At 65.1% G+C, this 23,290-nt stretch carries 23 protein-coding genes; 15 read left to right on the top strand and 8 right to left on the bottom strand.

The annotated features are described in order from the left end of the window. Positions 1 to 11 precede the first annotated feature (11 nt). Positions 12 to 254: a helix-turn-helix domain-containing protein gene (locus ACVMB1_RS06685; protein ID WP_057020304.1), complete on the top strand. Its 243-nt coding sequence runs from the start codon at positions 12 to 14 to the stop codon at positions 252 to 254. Positions 255 to 355: 101 nt separating this feature from the next. Here ACVMB1_RS06685 and frc read toward each other — a convergent pair whose 3' ends face one another. From frc to ACVMB1_RS06700, 3 genes are all read right to left on the bottom strand, one after another. Then, entirely contained in the window at positions 356 to 1,633 is a 1,278-nt protein-coding gene (gene frc, locus ACVMB1_RS06690; RefSeq protein WP_076833358.1) for a formyl-CoA transferase, read from the bottom strand. A gap of 59 nt (positions 1,634 to 1,692) precedes the next feature. Beyond that, positions 1,693 to 3,426 carry an oxalyl-CoA decarboxylase gene (gene oxc, locus ACVMB1_RS06695; protein ID WP_253587327.1) on the bottom strand — a complete coding sequence of 578 codons (1,734 nt, stop codon included), beginning with the start codon at positions 3,424 to 3,426 and terminating at the stop codon, positions 1,693 to 1,695. Between the two features lie 89 nt (positions 3,427 to 3,515). Continuing rightward, positions 3,516 to 4,211, bottom strand: a complete 696-nt coding sequence (locus ACVMB1_RS06700) for a GntR family transcriptional regulator (protein ID WP_050387017.1) — start codon at positions 4,209 to 4,211, stop codon at positions 3,516 to 3,518. 217 nt (positions 4,212 to 4,428) lie between these two features. On the opposite strand from ACVMB1_RS06700, the gene ACVMB1_RS06705 reads away from it, so the two are divergent. From ACVMB1_RS06705 to ACVMB1_RS06730, 6 genes are all read left to right on the top strand, one after another. Beyond that, entirely contained in the window at positions 4,429 to 6,558 is a 2,130-nt protein-coding gene (locus ACVMB1_RS06705) for an acetate--CoA ligase family protein (protein ID WP_456814182.1), read from the top strand. A 267-nt stretch (positions 6,559 to 6,825) separates the two neighbouring features. Continuing rightward, positions 6,826 to 7,623: a sterol desaturase family protein gene (locus ACVMB1_RS06710; protein WP_076833360.1), complete on the top strand. Its 798-nt coding sequence runs from the start codon at positions 6,826 to 6,828 to the stop codon at positions 7,621 to 7,623. Then, a complete protein-coding gene (locus ACVMB1_RS06715) occupies positions 7,610 to 7,987 on the top strand; it encodes a hypothetical protein (RefSeq protein ID WP_057020272.1) in 378 nt (125 codons plus the stop codon). Before ACVMB1_RS06710 ends, ACVMB1_RS06715 begins: the two co-directional genes overlap by 14 nt. Before the next feature lie 12 nt (positions 7,988 to 7,999). Next, positions 8,000 to 8,197, top strand: coding sequence for a hypothetical protein (locus ACVMB1_RS06720; protein WP_024579640.1), 198 nt, complete (start codon positions 8,000 to 8,002; stop codon positions 8,195 to 8,197). Between the two features lie 40 nt (positions 8,198 to 8,237). After that, entirely contained in the window at positions 8,238 to 8,546 is a 309-nt protein-coding gene (locus tag ACVMB1_RS06725) for a DUF6166 domain-containing protein (protein ID WP_456814183.1), read from the top strand. A 35-nt stretch (positions 8,547 to 8,581) separates the two neighbouring features. Continuing rightward, positions 8,582 to 9,691, top strand: coding sequence for a Zn-dependent alcohol dehydrogenase (locus ACVMB1_RS06730; RefSeq protein ID WP_456814184.1), 1,110 nt, complete (start codon positions 8,582 to 8,584; stop codon positions 9,689 to 9,691). A 6-nt stretch (positions 9,692 to 9,697) separates the two neighbouring features. Here ACVMB1_RS06730 and ACVMB1_RS06735 read toward each other — a convergent pair whose 3' ends face one another. Both ACVMB1_RS06735 and ACVMB1_RS06740 read right to left on the bottom strand, forming a co-directional pair. Next, positions 9,698 to 10,456, bottom strand: a complete 759-nt coding sequence (locus ACVMB1_RS06735) for a GntR family transcriptional regulator (protein WP_253609454.1) — start codon at positions 10,454 to 10,456, stop codon at positions 9,698 to 9,700. A 106-nt stretch (positions 10,457 to 10,562) separates the two neighbouring features. Continuing rightward, entirely contained in the window at positions 10,563 to 11,975 is a 1,413-nt protein-coding gene (locus tag ACVMB1_RS06740) for an MFS transporter (protein ID WP_057020275.1), read from the bottom strand. A 365-nt stretch (positions 11,976 to 12,340) separates the two neighbouring features. Here ACVMB1_RS06740 and ACVMB1_RS06745 point away from each other — a divergent pair, with 365 nt between their 5' ends. The 4 genes from ACVMB1_RS06745 (at position 12,341) to ACVMB1_RS06760 (ending at position 15,544) form a co-directional block, all read left to right on the top strand. After that, complete coding sequence (locus ACVMB1_RS06745; RefSeq protein ID WP_456814185.1) at positions 12,341 to 12,748, top strand: hypothetical protein; 408 nt, start codon at positions 12,341 to 12,343, stop codon at positions 12,746 to 12,748. Positions 12,749 to 12,896: 148 nt separating this feature from the next. Beyond that, complete coding sequence (locus tag ACVMB1_RS06750) at positions 12,897 to 13,676, top strand: NYN domain-containing protein (protein ID WP_456814186.1); 780 nt, start codon at positions 12,897 to 12,899, stop codon at positions 13,674 to 13,676. A gap of 214 nt (positions 13,677 to 13,890) precedes the next feature. Next, on the top strand, positions 13,891 to 14,280 hold the full coding sequence (locus tag ACVMB1_RS06755; protein WP_016842369.1) for a DUF1236 domain-containing protein: 390 nt from the start codon (positions 13,891 to 13,893) through the stop codon (positions 14,278 to 14,280). Positions 14,281 to 14,482: 202 nt separating this feature from the next. Then, entirely contained in the window at positions 14,483 to 15,544 is a 1,062-nt protein-coding gene (locus tag ACVMB1_RS06760; protein WP_456814187.1) for a ketopantoate reductase family protein, read from the top strand. Positions 15,545 to 15,700: 156 nt separating this feature from the next. Here ACVMB1_RS06760 and ACVMB1_RS06765 read toward each other — a convergent pair whose 3' ends face one another. Then, the gene (locus ACVMB1_RS06765) at positions 15,701 to 16,303 is read right to left on the bottom strand and encodes a thiamine pyrophosphate-dependent enzyme (protein WP_456814188.1); all 603 of its coding nucleotides are present in this window, start codon (positions 16,301 to 16,303) and stop codon (positions 15,701 to 15,703) included. 8 nt (positions 16,304 to 16,311) lie between these two features. Then, positions 16,312 to 16,863 (bottom strand): thiamine pyrophosphate-binding protein, encoded by a 552-nt coding sequence (locus ACVMB1_RS06770; protein ID WP_050405122.1) that lies wholly within the window; start codon positions 16,861 to 16,863, stop codon positions 16,312 to 16,314. Positions 16,864 to 17,049: 186 nt separating this feature from the next. Between ACVMB1_RS06770 and ACVMB1_RS06775 the strand changes: the two genes are divergently transcribed. The 4 genes from ACVMB1_RS06775 to ACVMB1_RS06790 all read left to right on the top strand — a co-directional run bounded on the left by ACVMB1_RS06775 (position 17,050) and on the right by ACVMB1_RS06790 (position 20,852). Then, positions 17,050 to 18,015 carry a Bug family tripartite tricarboxylate transporter substrate binding protein gene (locus tag ACVMB1_RS06775; protein ID WP_456814189.1) on the top strand — a complete coding sequence of 322 codons (966 nt, stop codon included), beginning with the start codon at positions 17,050 to 17,052 and terminating at the stop codon, positions 18,013 to 18,015. Positions 18,016 to 18,018: 3 nt separating this feature from the next. Beyond that, positions 18,019 to 18,915 carry an amidohydrolase family protein gene (locus ACVMB1_RS06780; protein WP_456814190.1) on the top strand — a complete coding sequence of 299 codons (897 nt, stop codon included), beginning with the start codon at positions 18,019 to 18,021 and terminating at the stop codon, positions 18,913 to 18,915. A 15-nt stretch (positions 18,916 to 18,930) separates the two neighbouring features. Next, a complete protein-coding gene (locus tag ACVMB1_RS06785) occupies positions 18,931 to 19,980 on the top strand; it encodes a hydroxyacid dehydrogenase (protein ID WP_456814191.1) in 1,050 nt (349 codons plus the stop codon). A 656-nt stretch (positions 19,981 to 20,636) separates the two neighbouring features. Then, positions 20,637 to 20,852: a hypothetical protein gene (locus ACVMB1_RS06790; protein ID WP_028331505.1), complete on the top strand. Its 216-nt coding sequence runs from the start codon at positions 20,637 to 20,639 to the stop codon at positions 20,850 to 20,852. Positions 20,853 to 21,301: 449 nt separating this feature from the next. Here ACVMB1_RS06790 and ilvD read toward each other — a convergent pair whose 3' ends face one another. Beyond that, positions 21,302 to 23,146: a dihydroxy-acid dehydratase gene (gene ilvD / locus ACVMB1_RS06795; protein WP_229191386.1), complete on the bottom strand. Its 1,845-nt coding sequence runs from the start codon at positions 23,144 to 23,146 to the stop codon at positions 21,302 to 21,304. Between the last annotated feature and the right edge of the window lie 144 nt (positions 23,147 to 23,290).

Consider the following 23,290-nt stretch of genomic DNA (forward strand, 5'->3'; position numbering starts at 1 on the left):
GGGTGATGCTTGTGCCCATCGTGGTGAACCTCGATGTCATGCTCGCAAAGCGCAAGCGCCGCCTCGGAGACCTCGCGGACGCGATCGGCATTTCGATCCAGAACCTGTCGATCCTGAAGACCGGCAAGGCGAAGGCGATGCGCTTCTCGACGCTGTCGGCAATCTGCCGCGAGCTGGACTGCCGGCCGGGCGATATCCTGGAATATGTGCCGGGCGATGAGGGCGGCGAAGGCGAGAGTGGCGAGGGTGGTTGATCCGGCGTGCGGTCGACAGCGGCGCGGGACCGCAAGTTCCTCCCAAAACAAAATGGCCGCGGTTGCCCGCGGCCATTCGTGTTTCTGCTTGAGCGCTGCCTTTACTCGGCCGCCTGCTTGCGCGGCGGGTCGAGCGCGCCGGAGTCGTGGATCTCGGCGACCTGGTGATCGCTGAAGCCGAGCACCTCGCGCAGGATCTCGTCGGTGTGCTCGCCGAGCAGCGGCGAGCGCTGAACGTCGCTCGGCGAATCCGAGAGCTTGATCGGGTTGCCGACCGAGACGTACTTGCCGCGGGTCGGATGATCGACCTCGACCACGGTGCCGGTCGCGCGCAGCGACTGGTCTTCGGCGATCTCCTTCATCGACAGGATCGGACCGCAGGGGATGTCGTCCTTGTTGAGGATCTCCATCGCCTCGAACTTGGTCTTGGTCATCGTCCACTGCTCGATGCGGGCGAAGATCTCGTTGAGGCGCGGCAGGCGGGCCGGCGGCTTGGCGTAGTTCGGATCGGTCTTCCAGGTCGGCTCGCCGATCACGTCGCAGATCTTCTCCCAGACCGGGGCCTGGGTGATGAAGTAAATGTAGGCGTTCGGGTCGGTCTCCCAGCCCTTGCACTTCAGGATGCGGCCGGGCTGGCCGCCGCCGGAATCGTTGCCGGCGCGCGGCACGGCATCGCCGAACGGAATGCCTTCGCCGAACTGGCTGTATTCCTTCAGCGGACCGTGGGCGAGCCGCTGCTGGTCGCGCAGCTTGACGCGGGCGAGGTTGAGCACGCCGTCCTGCATCGCGGCGGTGACGCGCTGGCCCTTGCCGGAGTGGGTGCGCTGGTACAGCGCAGTGACGATGCCGAGCGCGAGATGCAACCCGGTGCCGCTGTCGCCGATCTGCGCGCCGGTGACCAGCGGCAGGCCGTCGCGGAAGCCGGTGGTCGAGGCAGCGCCGCCGGTGCACTGCGCGACGTTCTCGTAGACCTTGCAGTCCTCATACGGGCCGGGGCCAAAACCCTTGATCGAGGCGACGATCATCTTCGGGTTGATGGCCTGGATCTTCTCCCAGGGGAAGCCCATGCGATCGAGCACGCCGGGGCCGAAGTTTTCGACCAGCACGTCGCACTGCTTGATCAGCGCGGTCAACACTTCCTTGCCCTTCGGGTTCTTGGTGTCGAGCGTGATCGAGCGCTTGTTGTGATTCAGCATGGTGAAATACAGGCTGTCCACGTTCGGGATGTCCTGCAGCTGGCCGCGCGTGATGTCGCCGACGCCGGGACGCTCGACCTTGATCACGTCGGCGCCGAACCAGGCCAGCAATTGCGTGCAGGTCGGACCCGACTGGACGTGGGTGAAATCGAGAATGCGAACGCCCTTCAGCGCCTTGGTCATAATGTTTGCTCCGTACTCTGTCTGCCCCTGCACCCGCAGGGAGTGATGGGGGTTAGGGGTTACTTCTTCTTCTGCAGAACGCTCTGCGGATTGAGATTGCCGATGCGGCCGCTCTCCGAGCCCGCCGCCGGATCGATCACCGCGTTGATCAGCGTCGGCTTGCCGGAATCCAGCGCTGCATTGACCGCGCGCTTCAACTCGTCCGGCGAGGTGGCGTTGACGCCGACGCCGCCGAAGGCTTCCATCATCTTGTCGTAGCGCGAGCCCTTGACGAACACGGTGGTCGCCGGATCGTCGCCGGCGCTGTTGACGTCGGTGCCGCGATAGATGCCGTCATTGTTGAAGATCACGACGCAGATCGGCAGCCTGTAGCGGCAGATGGTCTCGATCTCCATGCCCGAGAACCCGAACGCGCTGTCGCCTTCGACCGCGAGCACGGGCAGGCCGGTCTCGACCGCAGCGGCGATCGAATAGCCCATGCCGATGCCCATCACGCCCCAGGTGCCGACGTCGAGCCGCTTGCGCGGCTTGTGCATGTCGACAACGCCGCGGGCGAGGTCGAGCGTGTTGGCGCCCTCGTTGACGAAGATGGTGTCCGGACGCTCCGCGATGATCGCGCGCAGCGCGCCGAGCGCGCCATGGTAATCCATCGGCGAAGCGTTGCTCATCAGCTTCGGCGCCATCTTGGCGACGTTGTCGTCGCGCTTCTTGGCGATGGTCGAGAGCCAGTCGGACGGCGCCGCGGTCCAGTTCGCGCCCATGGCGTCGAGGAACGCCGAGACGCAGGAACCGATGTCGCCGACCACGGGGGCGACGATCTCGACGTTGGAATCCATTTCCTTCGGCTCGATGTCGACCTGGATGAACTTCTTCGGAGCTTCACCCCAGGTCTTGCCCTTGCCATGCGAGAGCAGCCAATTGAGGCGGGCGCCGATCAACATCACGACGTCGGCTTCCTTCAGCACCGTCGAGCGCGCCGCACCCGCGCATTGCGGATGCAGATCGGGCAGCAGGCCCTTGGCCATGCTCATCGGCAGGAACGGCACGCCGCTCTTCTCGACGAAATTCTTGATCGCCTCGTCGGCCTGCGCGTAGGCCGCGCCCTTGCCGAGGATGATGAGCGGACGCTTCGCGCTCTTCAGCACTTCCAGCGCGCGCTTGACCGAAGACGGGGAGGGGATCTGCTCGGGCGCGGCGTCGATCACCTTGACCAGCGACTTCTGGCCGGCGTCGGCGTTCATCACCTGCGAGAACAGCTTTGCGGGCAGGTCGAGATAGACGCCGCCCGGACGGCCCGACACCGCGGCGCGGATCGCGCGCGCGAGGCCGATGCCGATGTCCTGGGCGTGCAGCACGCGGAACGCGGCCTTGCACAGCGGCTTGGCGATCGCGAGCTGGTCCATCTCTTCATAGTCGCCCTGCTGCAAATCGACGATCTCGCGCTCGGACGAGCCCGAGACCAGGATCATCGGGAAGCAGTTGGTGGTGGCGTGGGCGAGCGCGGTGAGGCCGTTGAGGAAGCCGGGCGCCGACACCGTGAGGCAGACGCCGGGCCGCTTGGTCAGGAAGCCGGCGATCGAAGCCGCGTAGCCGGCATTCTGCTCGTGGCGGAACGAGAGCACGCGAATGCCCGCCGCCTGGGCCATGCGGCCCAGGTCCGTGATCGGGATACCCGGCACACCATAGATGGTGTCGATGCCGTTGAGCTTGAGCGCATCGATGACGAGATGGAAGCCATCGGTCAGTTCTTGCTCGGTGCCCGGTGCCTCGGACTTCGTTGCGGTATTCAGCATCGGCATCGTCTCCCTGATCGTTCTTTGTTCGGACGATCTGATTGTCGTCTGAAGCGGGTGTGGACTCTCAAATTTAAGTGAACGGTTCTCTACGTGAATAGTTCTTGGCCGTGCGCCTCGACATAGGCGGCAAGCCCAAGCGTGTGGTCGCGCGCGCGCTTCTCGGCAAGCTCGGTGTCGCGCGCTTCCAGCGCCTCGATGATCCCGAGATGCTCGGGCAGCGAGGTTGCGGTGCGGTCCTTGCGGCCGATCGTGAGCTGGCGATAGCCGCGCACATGCAGCAGCAGGTCATTGGTGAGGTCGACCAGAACAGGCGATTCCGACAGCGAGATCAGCGCCTGGTGGAAGGCGATGTTGGCCTTGGAATATTCCTCGACGTGATCCTGCGGCAGGCGATCGTCGCTGAAGTCCTTGAAGAAGTCGCGCAGCGCCGAGATGTCCTTCTTGCGCGCGGTGGTCGTGATCAGGCGCGCCGCCATGCTCTCCAGCGCCGCCCAGGCGCGGATCATGTCGACGATCTCCGCCTTGGTGCGGCGGACCACGACGATGCCGCGGCGCGGCACGGTTTTCACGAATCCGTCCTGCTCGAGCATCGCGATCGCTTCGCGGATCGGCGTGCGGCTGACGCCGAGGCGCTCGGACAGTGCGCGCTCGTCGAGCATCACCGGCTCCGGCGTCGCGTAGATGTCCATCTTCAGGATCGCTTCCTTCAAGGCCTCATAGGCCTTGTTCTTGAAGCTCGTCTCCGGCGCGATCCGGACGATGGCGATATCTGTGTCAGCCATGGTGGGCGACGCCTTGGTCTGTTTCGGTTCTGGCACGACTCGTCTCCTCCTCTTGGAGACGTCTTCTTAGCAGAAGAAATTACCTTAGATTTTTGGCATGCCAAATACCAGAATGTCAAGCTGCCTATATTTTTCGATCTTTTTGGACCTCGACCGACCTTGACAATTGCGTTTTTGGCATACCAAATGCCACGAAATCTGTCCCAGGAGGAAGCCAATGTCAAATTCGAAGGATGCGGTCCGCAAAATTCTCGATGCGGTCAGGGCCGACAAGCGCACGAGCCTCACCGCGCCCGAAGGCAAGGTGGTGTGCGACGCCTACGGCATTCCGGTGCCGAAAGAGGGTGTCGCCAAGTCGGCGGCCGAGGCCGCCCGCATCGCCTCCGACATGGGCTTCCCGGTCGTGATGAAGATCGTCTCGCCCGACATCCTCCACAAGACCGAGGCCGGCGGCGTGGTGGTCGGCGTCAAGAGCGCCGCCGAGGCCGAGAAGAGCTACGAGACGATTCTCGCCAACGCCAGGAAGTACAAGGCCGATGCCAAGATCGAGGGCATCCAGGTCCAGCAGATGCTGGGCGGCGGCACCGAGGTGATCGTCGGCTCGATCACCGACGGCTCGTTCGGCAAGCTGGTCGCCTTCGGTCTCGGCGGCGTGCTGGTCGAAATCCTCAAGGACATCACCTTCCGCCTCGCGCCCGCGACCAAGGACGATGCGCTGTCGATGCTCGACGGCATCCAGGCGCATGAGATGCTGAAGGGCGTGCGCGGCGGCGAGGCGGTCAATCGCGAGGCGCTCGCCGACGTCATCGTCAAGGTGTCGCAGTTGGTCAGCGATTTCCCCGAGATCGTCGAACTCGACCTCAACCCGGTGTTCGCCACCAGCAAGAACGCGATCGCGGCCGACGTCCGCATCGTCGTCGACTTCGACTACAAGCCGCGCCCGGCGCCGCGTCCGACCGAAGAGATCGTCGCCGCGATGAACCGAATCATGCAGCCGAAGGGCGTTGCTGTGATCGGCGCCTCCGCCGAGGACGGCAAGATCGGCAACTCCGTGATGAAGAACCTCATCAACGGCGGCTACAAGGGCGAGATCTATCCGATCCACCCCAAGGCCGACGAGATCCTCGGCTACAAGGCCTACAAGAGCGTCAAGGACGTGCCCGGCGTGATCGACACGGCGGTGTTCGCGATCCCGGCGAAATTCGTCGCCGGCGCGCTCGCCGAATGCGGCGAGAAGAAAATCCCCGGCGCGGTGCTGATTCCCTCGGGCTTTGCCGAGGCCGGCGCGCCGGAATTGCAGGCCGAGATCGTCGAGGTCGGCAAGAAGTACAATATCCGCCTGATGGGGCCGAACATCTACGGCTTCTATTATACCCCGGCCAATCTCTGCGCCACGTTCTGCACCGCCTATGACGTCAAGGGCCACGCCGCGCTGTCGTCGCAGTCGGGCGGCATCGGCATGGCGATCATCGGCTTCTCGCGCTCGGCCAAGATGGGCGTGTCGGCGATCGTCGGCCTCGGCAACAAGTCCGACATCGACGAGGACGATCTGCTCGCCTTTTTCGAGCAGGATCCCAACACCAACCTGATCGCGCAGCACTGCGAGGACCTGAAGGATGGCCGCGCCTTCGCGGAAGCCGCCAAGCGCGTCTCCAAGAAGAAGCCGGTGGTCGTGCTCAAGGCCGGCCGCACTTCTGCGGGTGCGAAGGCGGCCTCGTCGCACACCGGCGCGCTCGCCGGCAACGACAAGATCTACGAGGACGTGTTCAAGCAGTCGGGCGTGATCCGTGCCCGCAGCCTGCGGCAGCTGCTCGAATTCGCCCGCGGCGTGCCGGTGCTGCCGACGCCGAAGGGCGAGAACGTGCTGATCATCACCGGCGCCGGCGGCTCCGGCGTGCTGCTCTCCGACTCCGTGGTCGACAACGGCCTGTCGCTGATGCAGATGCCGCCGGATCTCGATGCGGCGTTCCGCAAGTTCATCCCGCCGTTCGGCGCGGCCGGAAATCCTGTGGATATCACCGGCGGCGAGCCGCCGATCACCTACGTCAACACGGTCAAGCTCGGCCTGTCGGACGAGCGCATCCACGCGCTGATCCTCGGCTACTGGCACACCATCGTGACGCCGCCGATGGTGTTCGCGCGCAACATGGTCGAGGTGAAGAAGGAGATGGAGGCCAAGGGCTTCGTCAAGCCGATCGTCGCCTCGCTCGCCGGCGACGTCGAGGTCGAGGAAGCCGCCGAGTATCTCTACCAGAACGGCATCCCGGCCTACGCCTATTCGACCGAACTCCCGGTCGAGGTGCTCGGCGCCAAGTACAAGTGGGCGCGCGGCGCGGGCCTGCTCTGATCTTCTGAATCTGTCGAATACCACAGGCCGCCCCGGACACCGTCCGGGGCGGCCTTTTCATTGGGCTGCCCCCATCTGCAATGGGTCGCCGAGATGAACGGGAAGGGCGCGACCAGCCCGATCGCGCGAAACCAAGCCAGGCCTTCCTGATCTTCCAGCGCGGGTTCCGCACCATCTTCTTTTCCGGACCCGCGCGCGGCTGACGAAGCTTGCCTTCCGCATCTGATGTGCTACTGATATATCAGATCAATGACGGAGGGACCCGCGATGGAGTTGGCTGCAACAGGGATGACCGACCGCCAGCGCAAATATCGCGCGACTTACCGCGAGCGCGTGGTGGGCTGGTACAATGGCTGGCTGCATGTCGTGCTGATCTACACGATCGGCTTCACGGCGCTGTACGTCTATCTGGCCAATGTGCACGACGTGAAATGGTGGGAATACCTCACCATTCCCGTGGTCTTCCTGATCGCAAACTTCTTCGAATGGGCGGTGCATCGCTTCGTCATGCACCGGCCCTCGAATGTGCCCTTGCTGCGCGCGATCTACAGCCGCCACACGCTGATGCACCATCAGTTCTTCACCGAGGAGGAGATGCGCTTCGCCGATCATCACGACTGGCGCGTCACCTTCTTCCCGCCCTATGCGCTCGTGGTGTTTACTCTGATGTCGATCCCGCCGGCGATCGTCGCGGGCCTTGTGATCTCGGCCAACACCGGCTGGCTGCTGATCACCACGACGACCTCGATGTACCTGATCTACGAGTTCATGCATTTCTGCTGCCACGTCGAGGAAAATGCCTTCGTGCGCAACATGCCGTTCGTCAACACCATCCGCCGGCATCATACCGCCCATCACAACCAGTCGATCATGATGGAGCGGAACATGAACCTGACCTTCCCGGTGATGGACTATGTGTTCGGCACCTCCGATCTCAATCGCGGCCTGCTTGGCCACATCTTCAACGGCTACAGCACGCGCCATGTGAAGACCGACATGCGCCGGACGGCGCGGACGCCGCGGGTCATGGCGAAGGAGCAATCGGTGCCGCATGCCGCAGCTTGAGCCCAATCTCGCCGGTCTCGCCTGGTTCGGCCTGCTGTGGAGCGTGTGCTGCATCGGCTTCCTGCAACTGGCCGGGATGTACCCGCTGCGCGGGCGCGCCGTCCTGCCGGTGACGATGACCACCGCATTATGGGTGATGCTGCTCGCCGGCACGCTGGCATTCGCGCTGGCCGAATTGCGCTGGACCACAATCGTTGTCGTCGGCGGCGTGCTGTTCTTGTTTCTACCCGGGCTGTTTCAGGCGCTGCCGGAATGGTGGCGCGACGGACGCGCGGGATTGCGGCTGTCCTGTTGCGCCATGATCGCCGCGCTCGCGCTGCTGGTCCGCGTCGCCGCGCCGTCCTTTTCCACGTGGATAACCTGAAGGGAGGTCTCGATGCCAAGCCACATCAAGCTCATGCTGTCGCTGGCTTGCCTCGCCACGGCGGCCTGCGGATATTTTTTCATGGTCTATCTGGGACAGCAGGGACCGAGCTATGCGGTAGCCTTCCTCGGCGTGTTCGCAACCGTCGCGATGTGGATATTCCCCGAGGTCGTCAAGAAGGACCTCAAGATGCGTCCGCCGGGATCCTGACCGAGCTCCTGATATGATGCTGCAGCACAGGGAGGATCCGATGGCGAGCTATACCGGGGACCGCACCATCGACGGCATTTCGGTGCTGGTCGACGGCAAGCCGCTGTCACCGCATTACGACCAGCTTCGTGTCACCGAGCACGGCTTTGAATGGAGCTACGAAGGGCCCGAGCCGGCACAACTGGCCTTCGCGCTGCTCTATGACCATCTGCACGATGCCGCTGCTGCGAAAGCGCTGCACGAGTGCTTCATGCGGCGCGTCGTCGCCAATTTCGACAATGAATGGGAGCTCTCCTCGGCCGATCTCGACGAGGCGGTTGCGGCGCTGCGCTCCGGACAGACGGCCTGAGCCCGTGCTGATGCCCCCGGCAGAGAATTCTTGAGATGACCCTGACCTGTCGCGCGGCGGTGCTGCATCAAAGCGGAACGCCGCTTTCCGTCGAGCGCGTATCGCTTGCGCCGCCCATGCCGACCGACGTCGTGGTGAAGGTGCGTGCCGCGGGGCTCTGCCACACCGATCTCGAAGTCATCGACGGATCGTTGCGCTATCCCTTGCCGATGATCCTCGGGCACGAGGCGGCAGGCATCGTCGAGGAAATCGGCAGCGCGGTGCGCGACATCAGCGTCGGCGATCACGTCATCCTGTCCTGGAATCCGCATTGCGGGCACTGCTTTCACTGCGACCGCGCGCAGCCGATCCTGTGCGAGACCTACCTCGCGCGGGGTGCGGAAGGCGTGCATTTCGACGGCGCATCGAAGGCGCAGCTCGCGGACGGACGCAAGCTGACGCAGCTGATGTTCCTCGGCGCGTTCTCGGAATATGTCGTGCTGCCGGCCCAGCAGGCGATCGTCGTGCCGAACGACATCCCGTTCGACCGCGCGTGCCTGATCGGCTGCGGCGTCATGACCGGCGTCGGCGCCGCGCTCAACGTCGCCGCCATCGGTCACGGCGATACCGTGATGGTCACCGGCTGCGGCGCGGTCGGGCTGGCAGCGGTGCAGGGCGCCCGGCTTGCCGGCGCAGGTGCTGTCATCGCGGTCGACCTCGATGATGCAAAGCTGGCGCTGGCGCGGCAGCTCGGCGCCACGCACGTCGTCAACGCGGCCCGCGAGGACCCGGTCCAGTTCGCAAAGCAGGCGACGGGCGGCCGCGGCGCCGACGTCATCCTCGAGGCGGCGGGCCATCCCAAGGCGTTTCGGCAGACCGCGGAGGCGGTGCGGCCGGGCGGCGAGGTGATCTGGCTCGGCAAGATCGACGTCACGCGGGACGTGAGTTTTCGCTGGGGCGCGTTGATGGGCGAGAAGCGATTTCGCCGCTCGAGCTATGGCGGCGCGCGGCCACGGCGCGACTTTCCCTTTCTGGCGCAGGCCTATCTGGACGGCCGGCTCAAGCTCGACGAACTGATCACCGGCCGCTGCAGCCTCGACGGCATCAATGACGGCTTCGAGGCGCTGCGGCGCGGGCGGTCGATCCGCGCGGTCGTCGAGCTCTGAGAGCTGTTACAAGGTCGAACGCGCAAAACTTTCGATGTAGTCGATCAGGCTGTCGGACGCCGCGCCCGCGGCGTCGACGCGGCGCTCGGCGACGGCTTCGGCGACGTCGGCATGCAGCCGCGCCGCGAGCGGCAGATCGGCCGCTTCCTTGTAATGCTGGTACCAGAACCGGCGCGACAGGCCATGCATCAGGCCCATGGCGCGGGAGGCGAACTCGTTGCGCGACGCCGCGGAGATCAGGGTGTTGAACTGGTGATCCAGCCGCATGAACAGCAGGTCGTCGGATTTCTCCGCCGCGCGCCGCATGCCGGCGGCGATCTCGGAGAACTGGGTGCGCTGCTCGCTGGTGGCGCGCTCGGCGGCGCCGCGCGCCATCAGCCGTTCCAGCTCGCGCCGGACTTCGAGCAGGCGCAGCTGGGCCCTGAGGTCGATCTCGGACACCAGCACGCCGCGGCGGGCCAGGATGTTGACGAGGCCGTCGCGCGACAGGCGCTGCAAGGCCTCGCGGATCGGGGTTCGGCCGATGTTGAGCCGTTTGGCGAGCACGAGCTCGGAGAGCGCGGTGCCCGGCGGCAGTTGCAGCGTCACGATCAGCTCTTCCAGCTCGGCATAGGCGCGATCCGTGAGCGTGACGTCGCTTTGCGGGAGCGGGGCCGGCGCGGAACCGCGCGGCTTGTCGCCGGCGGCGGACGATTGCCGTGCCGGCCGGCGGCTTCCTGCTGTGCGCACGCGCACCGTGCTGGATCGTTTGCTCGAATTTACCATCAGGATCGTGAGTGCTGCTGTACAGCAGATATCTCACACGCCCGATGGCAATGACAAGGCCGGTCGATCGGCGCCGCGCCGAACCGGACGGCGCGCCGCGCGCCCATCAGTGCGAAATGCTTTCCAGCGTCCGGCCGCGGGTTTCCTCGCCGAGCAACAGCACCGCAAGCGCCGCCACCACGAACGCGCCGGCGCCGAGCGCAAACACGCCGCCTTGTCCGGCCGCCGGCAGGATCACGCCGATCACATAGGGGCCGATCAGCGAACCGATTCGGCCGACCGCGGAGGCAAAGCCCGTTCCGGTGGCGCGGACATGGGTCGGGTACAGTTCGGGCGTATAGGCGTAGAGCGCCGACCACATGCCGAACAGGAAGAATTGCATGCAGAGGCCGGCAATGATGAGCTGGGTCTGGTCCGCCGCCGAGCCGTAGAAATGGCAGGCGATCGCGCCGCAGAGCAGGTTCATCACCAGCGTCGCCTTGCGGCCCCAGGATTCGACGAGCCACGCCGAGACCAGGAAGCCGGGGATCCCCGCGAGCGAGATCAGGATGGTGTAGAACACCGATTTGGTGATCGGGAAGCCCTTGGCCTGCAGCAGCGCGCCGAGCCACGTGGTCAGGCCGTAGAAGCCGAGCAGCGCGAAGAACCACAGGGTCCACAACATCGTGGTCCGCTTGGCATAGATGCCCGAAAACAGCGTTCTCAGGCCGGTCACTTCGGACGCGGGGGCGGCCACTTGGCGCACCACCGGCGGCAGCTCCTTGCCGCCGAGACGGTCGCGGACCCTGGATTCGATGTCGCGCACGGTCGCTTCGGCCCGCTCCGAATAACCGTGGGACGCAAGCCAGCGCGGCGATTCCGGAACGAAGCGGCGCACCACCAGTACGAACACGGCCGGGATTGCCTGCAGGATGAAGACCCAGCGCCAGTCGGCGACCTGCAGCACGAAGTAGGTCAACAAGCCCGACGCGATGAAGCCGAGCGGCCAGAATCCTTCGAGGAACGCGATGTAGCGGCCGCGGTTGCGCGCCGGCATGATCTCCGAGACCATCGACTGCGCGACCGGAAACTCCATGCCCATGCCGAAGCCGAGCAGCAGGCGGGACGCACCGAGCGCGGTCGCCGTGGTGGACAGACCGCAGCACAGGCTGCCCAGTCCCCAGAAGATCATGCTGACCTGGAAGACGCGGGCGCGGCCGAAACGGTCGGCGAGCAGCCCGGCGGACGCGGCGCCCGCGAACATGCCGAGGAAGCTCATGCTGGACAGCAGCCCGGTTTCCGCCGTCGACAGGCCGAAGGTCTGGCGGATCGAACCGAGCACGAAGGTGAGCGCGGCCAGATCCATGCTGTCGAAGAACCACGCGGTCGCGATGATTCCGAAGATCCAGCGCTGATAGGAGGTGAGCGGCAGGCGTTCGAGCCGCGCCGCGATATCGGCGACCTGCTGCGCCTGCGCGGTTCGCGCAACGGCGGCCGGAGCCCGGCTTCCCGCTGCCGCGGTGACGTCGGAAATGGTCATTGCTGCCTCCCCAAGTAGAGATTGATGGGCTTCTTGTCGGCCCCTTTTAATAAAATGTCACACGGGTAGCAGTGATATGTCAATTGCTGATCACGCGCAAATTGGCGGCGCGACCGGGCTGCCGCACCGGACGGGCCGCGGACACATCGGCGCGTAGTGCGGTCCTCCCGTGATCCGGCCGACCATCCCTGCCGCGTCGGGCATCCTGTGAAGTGGCATCAAGAGCCGGTTAACGGCATCCGAGAAATCGGGGGCTAACGGATAATCCGGCTTTAATGGGGAGCCGACTAAACGTCACGTGGTTGCAAAGGTGCCGGATGCCTGGAGGTATCCGATGTTGCGTCGGGCGGAGGCGTTTTCCCCTTATGTCAGTTCAGACCGATCTGGATTTTGCGAGCGACGATCGCGCGAGGGCGCAGATCGGCGCGGCGGTGAGCTACCTGCTCAGGGACGCGACCGGCGTCGCGCGTGAGCATGCCGTCGAGACGATTGTCGAGATGGTGCGCGACATCGCAAGCCGGCCGCTCACTGTCGAAGCGGCATCGATTCAGCCGCTGATGAGCGGTGTCGCCTATCGGGATTTTGTCATCGATGCCTACCGGCGCGACATCGATCGCTGGCGCGCGACCATCCGCCGTTCGAACGGCAAGAAGATCCGGATCGCTTCGCCGCCGTCGGTGCGCGACGAGGCGACGACCACAGCGGACGCGATCACCGCCGAGAAGGCCATCGAGTTCGCCAGGCGGGCGATCGACTTGGGCGAGGTGATCTGACCTCGCCGCCTCAAGGCTGGCATCGCCGCGACGTCTTGGCGATGCCGCCTATGCTTGGGACGCGCGATGTGCTCCGATACGGCAGCTGCGCCGGTTCCGCAGCTGTCTGCGGAATTGTCCATTCATCCTGTCCCAGCCGAGAAATGCCATGCCTTCCGAACTCCGTTCGCCTCGTCTGGCCGTCCTGATCGACGCCGACAACGCATCTGCGAAGATCGCCGATGGGCTGTTCGAGGAGATCGCCAAGATCGGCGAGGCCAGCGTGCGCCGGATCTACGGCGACTTCTCCAATCCCAGGTCCAAGGGCTGGGCCGACATCCTGTCGAAGCACGCCATTATCCCGCAGCAGCAATTCGCCTATACGACCGGGAAGAATGCATCCGACATCACCTTGGTGATCGACGCCATGGACCTGCTGCACAGCGGCCGGTTCGATGGCTTCTGCCTGGTGTCGTCGGACAGCGATTTCACCCGGCTTGCCGCCCGCATCCGCGAGCACGGCATCGACGTGTTCGGGTTCGGCGAGCAGAAGACGCCGGAGAGTTTTCGGCAGGCCTGCCGCCGGTTCGTCTATACCGAGAATCTGCGCGGCGGCGCGCCGAGCAATCAGGATGCCGCCGTGCGGGCGCAGCCGTTGCAGCCGCCGGAGGCTGCCACGGCGATCATCAAGAAGGTCATCAGCCAGATGGCGAGCGAAGACGGCTGGGTCACGCTTGGCGAGGTCGGACGGCAGCTGGCTAATTTCGCGTCGGATTTCGATCAGAGGACCTACGGCTTCCGCACACTCGGCGAACTGGTGCGCAGGACCAACGCTTTCGAGATCGAGTCGAAAGGCGGGACGATGCGAATTCGCATCAAGCCAGCGGCTGCACCGCCGCCAAGACGGCGAGCTCCGAGACGGCGAGCCGATCAAAAATCGCCGGAATGAACGGCGCGCAGTGCGGTCTGTTCTGCACGATCTCTGAATCTGAACCCAGGATGAATGCTGCTTCGAAGGTTGTTCGGAGCAGCATTTTCGTTCGTGCCGGAATCAAGCGAATTGCGCGCGGAACTGGCGTTGCGCGGGTTGCAGCGTTGGAACTGGAACGTTCTCGTTGCTTGCGATGTTGAGGGGGCATCGATCAATTCGGAGGAGGAGAATCATGAACAAGCGTTTTGCTGTGTCCCTTGTCGCTGCTGCGTCGCTGCTCGCGTCCGGCTCGGCCTTCGCGCAGTCCACGACTGCGGCGGGTGCCGCGAACGGCGCGCGGGCTGGCGGCGAAATCGCGGGGCCTGTCGGCGAGATCGTCGGCGGCACGGTGGGTGCCGCGGTCGGCGCCGGCCTTGAGATTCCGAATGCGGTGATCACGTCGATCCCGCGCAACGAGCCGTCGGTGGTGGTGCGTGAACGCGTCGTGGTCGGCGAGCCGCTGCCCGACACCGTCGTGCTGCGTCCGGTGCCGCGCTACACCGAGTATCGCTATGCGGTCGTCAATGATCGCCGCGTGATCGTGGAGCCGCGCACCCGCCGGATCGTCAAGATCATCGACTGATCGCGTCGAGACGTCTGACTACGAAGATCCTCGCGGGCACATCGCCCGCGGGGATTTTCCTGAGTCCCATGAATACTGGCATGGCACAGGCCCGCTTTTTTCATGAAGCGACCGGTTGGCCTGACGCCGCGATCCCCTAGACTGATCCGCAACGGATGGACGCAGCCAGCGTTCGTCTCAATCAAGAACAGGGGATGGAAGCATGGCTCGGAAGATCGCGATCGTCGGCGCGGGCGCTGTCGGCGGCTACGCCGGTGCGCATATGGTGCAGGCGGGGGAGGACGTCACCTTCATCGATCCCTGGCCCGCGCATGTCGAGCACATGCGCAAGCACGGCCTGCGCGTCACGCACGCGATGGACGTCGCGGAATTCTCGGTGCCGGTGCGCGCGCTTGATGTCACCGACGCGCAGCAGCTGGCGAAAGAGAAACCGGTCGACATCGCCTTCGTCTGCATGAAGTCCTACGACACCGCCTGGGCCACCATGCTGATCCGGCAATATCTGGCGGCGGACGGTTACGTCGTCTCGCTGCAGAACTGTATGAACGAGGAGACCATCGCCGGCATCGTCGGCTGGGGCAAGACGCTCGGCTGCATCGCGAGCAGCATCACCGTCAATTTGCCGGAGCCGGGCCATATCCACCGCGGCGCCGGCAAGGGCGGGGCCGCCCACACCGTGTTTCGCGCCGGCGAGGTGCATGGCCGGATCACCGCGCGGGCGGAGGAAGTCTGCCGCCTGGTCGGTTATTCCGACAGCGCCAAGGTCACCTCCAATCTCTGGGGCGAGCGCTGGTCCAAGCTCGTCGCCAACGTGATGGGCAACGGGCTCTCGGCCTGCACGGGTCTGGCGGGCGGCGAGGTGCTGCAAAGCGAACCGCTGCGCCGCTTCTCGACCCGGCTCGGCAGCGAGGCGATCCGCGTCGGCCAGGCGCGGGGCTATCAGCTGGAGGAGATTCTGCACCTGCCGCCCGAGACCATCGCCCGCGCCGGCGAGGGCGACGAGGCCGCAACGCGCGCGTGCGACGAGCAGCGCTTCAAGGATGCCAAGCGCACCTCATCGGCGCAGCGCCCCTCGATGGGCCAGGACATGCAAAAGGGCCGCCGCACCGAGATCGAATTCCTCAACGGGCTCGTGGTCAGCGAAGGCGAGAAGCTCGGCATCGCGTGCAACGCCAATGCCGCGCTGACCGACATCGTCAAGCGCGTCGAACGCGGCGAGCTCGCGCCGGATCCGCGGCACATCACGGAGCTGAGGTTGAATTGAGTGGCCACGGCCGTCATTGCGAGCGCAGCGAAGCAATCCATCCAGCCGCATGCGCGGATGCATGGATTGCTTCGTCGCTTCAGCGCAAGATTGCTCTGCAATTTTGTCGCGAGCTCCTCGCAATGACGGATGCGTCGGTCGCAGGCGCCTTCTTATCTAGAGCAGCTGCCTCACCCCCATCCCATGCATAAACCGCTCGCGGATCTGCACGGGGTCGCGGCGGGTGGTGCCGGTGCCGGGCTTGTCGTCGATGCAGACGCCGATCAAGGTTGGGCCGGAGGCCTGTTTCGACTGCTCGATCAGTCGCTCGAAATCGTCCTCGTCGGCGGCCCATGAGCTGCTCGCGATGCCGCTGGCGATTGCGACCTGAACGATATCGGTATGGCCGGCGGCCGGCGTCGGCTGCGCGCCCGTGATCTGGTAGATACCGTTGTCCATCACCACCATGGTGAGATTCTTCGGCGCCAGTGTCGCGATGGTCGAGAGGCAGCCGAGCTGCATCAGCAGCGAGCCGTCGCCTTCGAGTGCGAATACGCGCCGCTTCGGCTGCGCCAGCGCGACGCCGAGCGCGATCGGGAAGGCGAGGCCCATGCTGCCCAGCATGTAGAAATTCTGCGGGCGGTGGCCGGCGGCCCAGAGGTCGAAATTGGTGTTGCCGATGCCGCCGACCACGGCCTCGTCCTTCAGCCCGGCGACGAGGCGCTGGGTGAGCTCGAAGCGGTTCATCACCTTGGTGTTGCGCGCGGGGGTGCTGGTCATGGCTGATCTCACTTGTCGAAGGTCTTGCCGCCGGTCAGCAGCGGCGAGAGTATCAGTGCCACCGGCGCCTGGGTGGTGACGGCCTGCTTGATCGAGCGGTCGGCAATGAATTCGAGCTCGTCGAGCCGGGTGATGGTGTGATGCTCCATGGCCAGCGAATCCAGCACCGGGCGCATGGTGCGGCAGACCAGCGCCTGGCCGTAGTTGAACTCGCCGAGTGTGCCGCGCTCGGAGACGAACATGATCAACGGGATCTGGTAGGGCACCGCGAGCGAGGCCAGCACATTGGCCAGCGTGGCAAAGCCCGAGGTCTGCATCAGCACCGCGCCGCGCGTGCCCGCCATCCAGGCACCGGAAACGATGCCGACCGCTTCTTCCTCGCGCGCGGTCGGAAATGTCGTGAAGTAGGGATCGGCGTGCAGGTCCTTGATCAGCGTGGTCAGCACCCGGTCGGGCACGTAGGGCACGAGCTTGATCTCGTTCCGCTTCAGCGTCTGCAGCACGATGCCGTGCCAGGTGGTCGCCGTCTTCTGGGACGAGGCTTGTTCCGCGGCCGCCATCCTGTTCTCCCTGCTCGCGCGACGCTATGGCCGCTTGCCGCACGAAACTTGACGCGGTGCCTGCGATTGTCAACATGTCGCGGCCGCAACGCGATCTGCGGAATTCGGCCATCGCAGCGCTGAGCCAACGTGCGATACAGGCGTAACGAAAAAGGGACGGTATCGATCAAGGGACGGGAGGCGTCGATGGCCGGATGGGTCTGGCGGACCGCCATTGCGGCAGCGGCCATGGTTGTGGCCGGCCTTGCGTCCGCGCAGCCGTTCCCGGCCAAGGCCGTTCACATTCTCGTTCCATATCCGCCCGGCGGCGGCGTCGATGTGCTGACGCGCACGCTCGCCGAAGCGGTGTCGAAGAGCTGGACGCAGTCGATCGTGGTCGAGAACCGGCCCGGCGCCGGCGGGGTGATCGCCTCGCAGGCGATCGCGACCTCCGCGCCCGACGGTTACAATCTGATCATGGTGGCGAGCGGCCACGCCACCAATCCGTTCCTTTATCCAAAGCTGCCCTACGACACCTTCAAGGATTTCTCGCCGATCTCGCTCTTGGCGTCGTCGCCGAACGTGCTGCTGGTGCGCGCGGATTCGCCGTTCAAATCGGTCGCCGACGTCATCGCCGCGGCGAAGGCGAAGCCGGGCAGGCTGTCCTTCGCCCATGCCGGCAACGGCACCTCGACCCATCTGGCCGGCGAGCTGCTCAAGAGCCTCGCCAAGATCGATCTCGACGCGATCCCCTACAAGGGCGGCGCGCCGGCGATCAACGATCTGCTCGGCGCGCAAATTCCGATGTCGTTCAACAACGGACCGGAATCGGTCGGGCAGCTGCAGGCCGGCACGGTTCGCGCGCTGGCGGTGACGACCGGCTCGCGTGCGCCGTTCCTGCCTGACGTGCCCAGCATGTCGGAAACCGTGCCCGGCTACGACACAGAAGTGTGGTGGGGGCTGCTCGGGCCCGGCAACATGCCGGCCGACCTCGTCGCCAAGATCTCGCATGATTTCGTCGCGGCCGTGAACACCGATGCCGTGAAGGAGCGGCTCGGCAAGCTCGGTGCGATCCCGATCGGCTCCACGCCGGACAAGTTCGCCGCCAAGATCAAGGCCGACTACGACAAATGGGGGCCGATCATCAAGGCCGCCGGCATGAAGGCGGAGTAGACGATGGCCGCGTCAAAAATTCCCGCCTGCCTGCCGCCGCGTCCGGTGACGCCGCCCAGAGACAAGCTGCCGCCGAAGGCCTGCGATACGCATGCGCATGTGTTCGGCCCGGCTGACCGCTTCCCCTATGCCGGCGATCGCAGCTACACGCCGCCGGACGCGCCGCTCGCGACCTATCTCGGCATGCTCGATACACTCGGTTTCGCCCGCGGCGTGCTGGTGCAGGGCAGCGCGCACGGCCACGACAATTCGGCGATGCTGGATGCGTTGCAGCGTGAACCCGCGCGGCTGCGTGGCGTCGCGGTGGCCGATGCCGATGTGGCGGCAGGCACGCTGCGGCAATGGCATGTGCTCGGCGTCCGCGGTCTGCGCTTCAACCATTTCTTCCGCGGCGGGCAGTTGCACTATCGCGGCGGCATTCCCTTGAACGTTGCCGAGACGCACGCGGGCGTGATGGCCGAACTCGGCTGGCATCTGCAGCTCTGGATCGACGTGAAGGATTTGCCTGACACGATCCCGACGCTGAAGACGCTCGGGTTGCCGGTCGTGGTCGATCACATGGGCCGCACAGATGCTGCCGCCGGCATCAACACCGCGGGCTTTCAGAGCCTGCTGCGCGCGGTGGACGAAGGCTGGTGCTGGGCCAAGCTCTCGGGCGCGCATCGCCTGAGCCGGCGGGCCCCTGATTATCCCGATGCGCGGCCGTTCCACGAGGCGCTGGTATCGACCAATCCTGAAAGGCTGGTGTGGGGCGGCGACTGGCCGCATCCGCGGGTCGAAGGCGAAATGCCCGACGCTGGCCATCTGCTGACGCTGTTCCAGGACTGGACGCCGGACGCGGCGACCCGGCACCGTATCCTCGTCGACAATCCCGCACGACTCTATGGCTTCCCAAACTGAAAGCTGCTCGAAGACATGACCGTCAACAACAAGCGCGTGTTCTACGTCAAATACCTCGCCCACGAGATCTACGTCGATATCCTGAAGAAGCGGCCGGACGTCAGGCTCGATCGTCTCGAGAACGAGACGCCGGAGGCGACGTTCGCGCCGGTTCTTGCCGACGCGCATGCCTATCAGATCGGCGCGGCGCGCGATGAGCTGGCGCCGCATTTCCATGCCCACGCCGAGCTGTTGAAGCGTGCGCCGAATCTTCTGATCGTGTCGTCGAATGGTGCCGGCTTCGATCCCGTCGATGTCGATGCCTGCACCGCGGCGGGCGTGCTTGTCGTCAACCAGTCCGGCGGCAATGCCAATTCGGTCGCCGAACACGCGCTCGGCATGATGCTGACGCTGTCGAAGCGGATCATCCAGTCCGACCGCAGGCTGCGGCGCGAGGCCAATGTCAACCGCAACGACCTGATCGGCAACGAGCTGAAGGAGAAGACCGTCGGCATCGTCGGGCTCGGCAATGTCGGCCGCCGCATCGCCGAGCTGTGCAGGGGCCTCCTGCACATGAAGGTGATCGCCTACGATCCCTATCTCACGGCGGATGAGATGGCAAAGCGGGGCGGGGAGAAGGTCGAGCTCGACGATCTCCTGCGTCGCGCGGACTTTGTTTCGATCTCGTGTCCGCTGGACAAGAACAGCCGCGGCATGATCGGCGCGCGCCAGTTCGCGCTGATGCAGCCGCACGCCTATTTCGTCACCACCGCGCGCGGCTTCATCCACGACGAGAAGGCGCTGGAGGAAGCGCTGCGTGAAAAGCGAATCGCGGGTGCGGGCCTCGACGTCTGGGACAAGGAGCCGCCGCCGCCGGATCATCCGCTCTTGCAGTTCGACAATGTGCTGGCGAGCCCGCACACCGCCGGCGTCACCCGCGAGGCGCGCCTCAACATGGGCCGGATCGCCGCCGAGCAGATCCTCGATGCCCTCGACGGCAAGCGCCCGCCGCGCATCATCAATCCCGAGGTCTGGCCGGTCTACGCAAGACGGTTCGAGAAGGCGTTCGGGTTCATGCCGGGGTAGGGTCGGCAGTGCCCCTGCGGGGCCGCGGCTGCGCGCGGTCAAAAATATCGAAAACAACCCCATGCAAAGGAGCTGGCGGCTGTCGGCGTTCGAGCGGGCATCTTGACGCGTCGGGCAACTCAGGGGTACATTTCCAATATTCAGAAATCGTGCAAGCGCTGGGCTTTGCGGGGGAGAATACCCGCAAGGGCGGAAGGGAACTCTTCCGCCGGTGCTTCCCTCGCACAAGCGGCCAGCCGTGCGAGCGTTGTTGCGCGGGCAAAAATACCGGAGAAAATCTCCTTCGTTGCAGCCTCGATCGAGGCAATAAACCCACTGCCGAACGACCGCCTCGCAACACGTCCGTTGTTATTTTCCCTGAGATATCGACGGCTTAGCCCGAAATCGCCATTTTCCGTCTGTGCCCGACCATTCCGGGCACGGAAGGAAGAGGTTCATGCGACAGGTCCAGTCATTGCTCCGCAACGCGCCCGCCAGGATCGGCCGCCGTCTTGCGCAGATCGTCGCGATCGCCGCCGCCAGCCTGCCCCAGGCCGGCGCGTAGCTTTTCCCGCTGCGAACAGTCGCACGCGTATCAGCCGAATTAACTCACTACCCTTTCGTGTTAGTGCTAGCGTGGTACCCCCGGGCTCTGCCGGTGCAGCAGGGAGGGTTCCATGTCACGCTTCGTCGTTCATTTCATGAAAGACGTGCTCGGCGGCAATGGCCGCGAGCGCGAGGTTTGCCAGGGTGCGCTTGAGATCGACGCCTCGAGCGAGGGCCAGGCCACCGAGATGGCCAAGGTCAAGTTTTGCCAGGAGCAATCGCTGTGCGACTGGTCATTGCATGCCGACCGCATCCGGATCGAGGCGGCCGACTTGCACGTGAGCTGACGTCACAGGTCGACTACCAGCTACATCCGCAATGCGCTCCCTCTCCCGCTTGCGCCGCTTGCGGGCAGGGGAATCGCATATGAATGAACCGATTCCTCCGCGCCGTCATGGCCGGGCTTGTCCCGGCCATCCACGTCTTTTCTCCGCGTGGAAACGAAGACGTGGATGCCCGGGACAAGCCCGGCCATGACGAGTTTGTGGGAACTCCGATTACCTCAAACGGCCATATGCGATTGCCCTACGCTTGCGGGGGAGGGCCGGGGTGGGGGCTCGCTCCGCGAGTCGTATTGTGGAAAGAGCCCCCACCCCCGCCGCGCTGCGGACGACGCTTCGCGTCGCTCGTCGCGCGTCGACCTAAGAGCGAGCTTCGCTCGTCTCGACCCCGCAAGCGGGAGAGGTGCAGCAACTCCGCCACGAGACCGAAGCCAAAAGCGGCCAGCTCGCCCCGATCACTCCGGCAGGATGCGAACCGCACCCTTGGCCGCGCTGCTGGCGAACGCCGCATAGGCCTTCAGCGCGGTCGAGACGGCGCGCTTGCGTGGCGCTGCCGGCTTCCAGGCCGCGTTGCCCTTGGCTTCCATCGCTGCGCGACGGCGCTTCAGCTCGGCATCGTCGACCTTGAGGTTGACCTTGCGGTTCGGGATATCGAACTCGATGATATCGCCTTCCTCGACGAGGCCGATCAGGCCGCCTTCGGCGGCTTCCGGCGAGACGTGGCCGATCGACAGGCCCGACGATCCGCCCGAGAAGCGGCCGTCGGTGATCAGCGCACAGGCTTTTCCGAGGCCTTTCGACTTCAGATAGCTGGTCGGGTACAGCATCTCCTGCATGCCCGGGCCGCCGCGCGGTCCCTCATAGCGGATCAGCACGACGTCGCCGGCCTTCACCTTGTTGCCAAGGATGGCTTCGACCGATGCGTCCTGGCTCTCGAAGATGCGGGCGGGACCTGAGAACTTCAGAATGCTCTCGTCGACGCCGGCGGTCTTCACGATGCAGCCGTCCTCGGCGAGGTTGCCGAACAGCACGGCGAGGCCGCCGTCCCTGGAATAGGCATGCTCGGCGTCGCGAATGACGCCCTTTTCGCGATCGAGATCGACCTCGTCGAAGCGGCGGTCCTGGCTGAAGGCTTCCTGGGTCGGCACGCCGCCCGGCGCGGCGCAATAGAAGTTGCGTACTTTGTCGCTTGTGGTGCGCACCACGTCCCAGCGGTTCAGCGCATCGTCCAGCGTTGCGGCATGCACGGTCGGCCCGTCGGTCGTGAGCAGCTTGGCGCGGTCGAGCTCGCCGAGGATCGCCATGATGCCGCCGGCGTGATGCACGTCCTCCATGTGGACGTCCTGCACCGAGGGCGCGACCTTGCAGAGCACCGGCACCTTGCGCGACAGGCGGTCGATATCGGTCATCGTGAACGGCACTTCGCCCTCGCGCGCGGCGGCGAGCAGATGCAGCACGGTGTTGGTCGAGCCGCCCATCGCGATATCGAGCGTCATCGCGTTCTCGAACGACTTGAAGTTCGCGATGTTGCGCGGCAGTACCTTGGCGTCGTCCTGCTCGTAGTAGCGGCGGGCGAGGTCGACGATCAGATGGCCGGCTTCGACGAACAGGCTCTTGCGGTCGGCATGCGTCGCCAGCACCGAGCCGTTGCCGGGCAGCGCGAGGCCGAGCGCCTCGGTCAGGCAGTTCATCGAGTTCGCGGTGAACATGCCAGAGCAGGAGCCGCAGGTCGGGCAGGCCGAGCGCTCGATCACCGCGACGTCCTCGTCCGACACGTTGGAGTCGGCGGCCGCGACCATCGCGTCGATCAGGTCGACCGCGCGCTTCTTGCCCTTGAGCACGATCTTGCCCGATTCCATCGGTCCGCCCGAGACGAACACGGTCGGGATGTTGAGCCGCAGCGTCGCCATCAGCATGCCGGGCGTGATCTTGTCGCAGTTGGAGATGCAGACCATCGCGTCGGCGCAATGCGCATTGACCATGTATTCGACGCTGTCGGCGATCAATTCGCGCGAGGGCAGGCTGTACAGCATGCCGTCATGACCCATCGCGATGCCGTCATCGACCGCAATGGTGTTGAACTCCTTGGCGACGCCGCCGGCCTTCTCGATCTCGCGCGCGACCAATTGGCCGAGATTCTGCAAATGGACGTGGCCGGGCACGAACTGGGTGAAGGAATTGACCACCGCGATGATCGGCTTGCCGAAGTCCTCGTTCTTCATGCCGGTGGCGCGCCAGAGGCCGCGTGCACCCGCCATGTTGCGGCCGTGGGTGGTGGTGCGGGAGCGATAGGCGGGCATCGTAAATCCTTCTCAAATCCTTGGGCTAAGGGCATTTTTTAGGGGAGTTGGCGCTCCTTATGCCTGCCCGTGGATGCGGATTCAAGCGCGGAACCGCATGGCTGAACCCCGCAATTCGGGCAATGTCGAGCCGGTCGGCTTGAT

The organism is Bradyrhizobium sp. USDA 4504, from assembly GCF_054063995.1.

Bases quoted from the DNA above. Each gene is read 5' to 3' on its own strand.
- ACVMB1_RS06790 (WP_028331505.1), top strand. From the start codon at position 20,637: ATGTCACGCTTCGTCGTTCATTTCATGAAAGACGTGCTCGGCGGCAAT.
- ACVMB1_RS06770 (WP_050405122.1), bottom strand. From the start codon at position 16,863: ATGGCGGCCGCGGAACAAGCCTCGTCCCAGAAGACGGCGACCACCTGG.
- ACVMB1_RS06735 (WP_253609454.1), bottom strand. From the start codon at position 10,456: ATGGTAAATTCGAGCAAACGATCCAGCACGGTGCGCGTGCGCACAGCA.
- ACVMB1_RS06775 (WP_456814189.1), top strand. From the start codon at position 17,050: ATGGCCGGATGGGTCTGGCGGACCGCCATTGCGGCAGCGGCCATGGTT.
- ACVMB1_RS06720 (WP_024579640.1), top strand. From the start codon at position 8,000: ATGCCAAGCCACATCAAGCTCATGCTGTCGCTGGCTTGCCTCGCCACG.
- ACVMB1_RS06785 (WP_456814191.1), top strand. From the start codon at position 18,931: ATGACCGTCAACAACAAGCGCGTGTTCTACGTCAAATACCTCGCCCAC.
- ACVMB1_RS06710 (WP_076833360.1), top strand. From the start codon at position 6,826: ATGGAGTTGGCTGCAACAGGGATGACCGACCGCCAGCGCAAATATCGC.
- ACVMB1_RS06760 (WP_456814187.1), top strand. From the start codon at position 14,483: ATGGCTCGGAAGATCGCGATCGTCGGCGCGGGCGCTGTCGGCGGCTAC.
- ilvD (WP_229191386.1), bottom strand. From the start codon at position 23,146: ATGCCCGCCTATCGCTCCCGCACCACCACCCACGGCCGCAACATGGCG.
- ACVMB1_RS06725 (WP_456814183.1), top strand. From the start codon at position 8,238: ATGGCGAGCTATACCGGGGACCGCACCATCGACGGCATTTCGGTGCTG.
- ACVMB1_RS06750 (WP_456814186.1), top strand. From the start codon at position 12,897: ATGCCTTCCGAACTCCGTTCGCCTCGTCTGGCCGTCCTGATCGACGCC.
- ACVMB1_RS06740 (WP_057020275.1), bottom strand. From the start codon at position 11,975: ATGACCATTTCCGACGTCACCGCGGCAGCGGGAAGCCGGGCTCCGGCC.
- ACVMB1_RS06745 (WP_456814185.1), top strand. From the start codon at position 12,341: ATGTCAGTTCAGACCGATCTGGATTTTGCGAGCGACGATCGCGCGAGG.
- ACVMB1_RS06705 (WP_456814182.1), top strand. From the start codon at position 4,429: ATGTCAAATTCGAAGGATGCGGTCCGCAAAATTCTCGATGCGGTCAGG.
- ACVMB1_RS06755 (WP_016842369.1), top strand. From the start codon at position 13,891: ATGAACAAGCGTTTTGCTGTGTCCCTTGTCGCTGCTGCGTCGCTGCTC.
- ACVMB1_RS06700 (WP_050387017.1), bottom strand. From the start codon at position 4,211: ATGGCTGACACAGATATCGCCATCGTCCGGATCGCGCCGGAGACGAGC.
- frc (WP_076833358.1), bottom strand. From the start codon at position 1,633: ATGACCAAGGCGCTGAAGGGCGTTCGCATTCTCGATTTCACCCACGTC.
- oxc (WP_253587327.1), bottom strand. From the start codon at position 3,426: ATGCTGAATACCGCAACGAAGTCCGAGGCACCGGGCACCGAGCAAGAA.
- ACVMB1_RS06765 (WP_456814188.1), bottom strand. From the start codon at position 16,303: ATGACCAGCACCCCCGCGCGCAACACCAAGGTGATGAACCGCTTCGAG.
- ACVMB1_RS06780 (WP_456814190.1), top strand. From the start codon at position 18,019: ATGGCCGCGTCAAAAATTCCCGCCTGCCTGCCGCCGCGTCCGGTGACG.
- ACVMB1_RS06730 (WP_456814184.1), top strand. From the start codon at position 8,582: ATGACCCTGACCTGTCGCGCGGCGGTGCTGCATCAAAGCGGAACGCCG.
- ACVMB1_RS06715 (WP_057020272.1), top strand. From the start codon at position 7,610: ATGCCGCAGCTTGAGCCCAATCTCGCCGGTCTCGCCTGGTTCGGCCTG.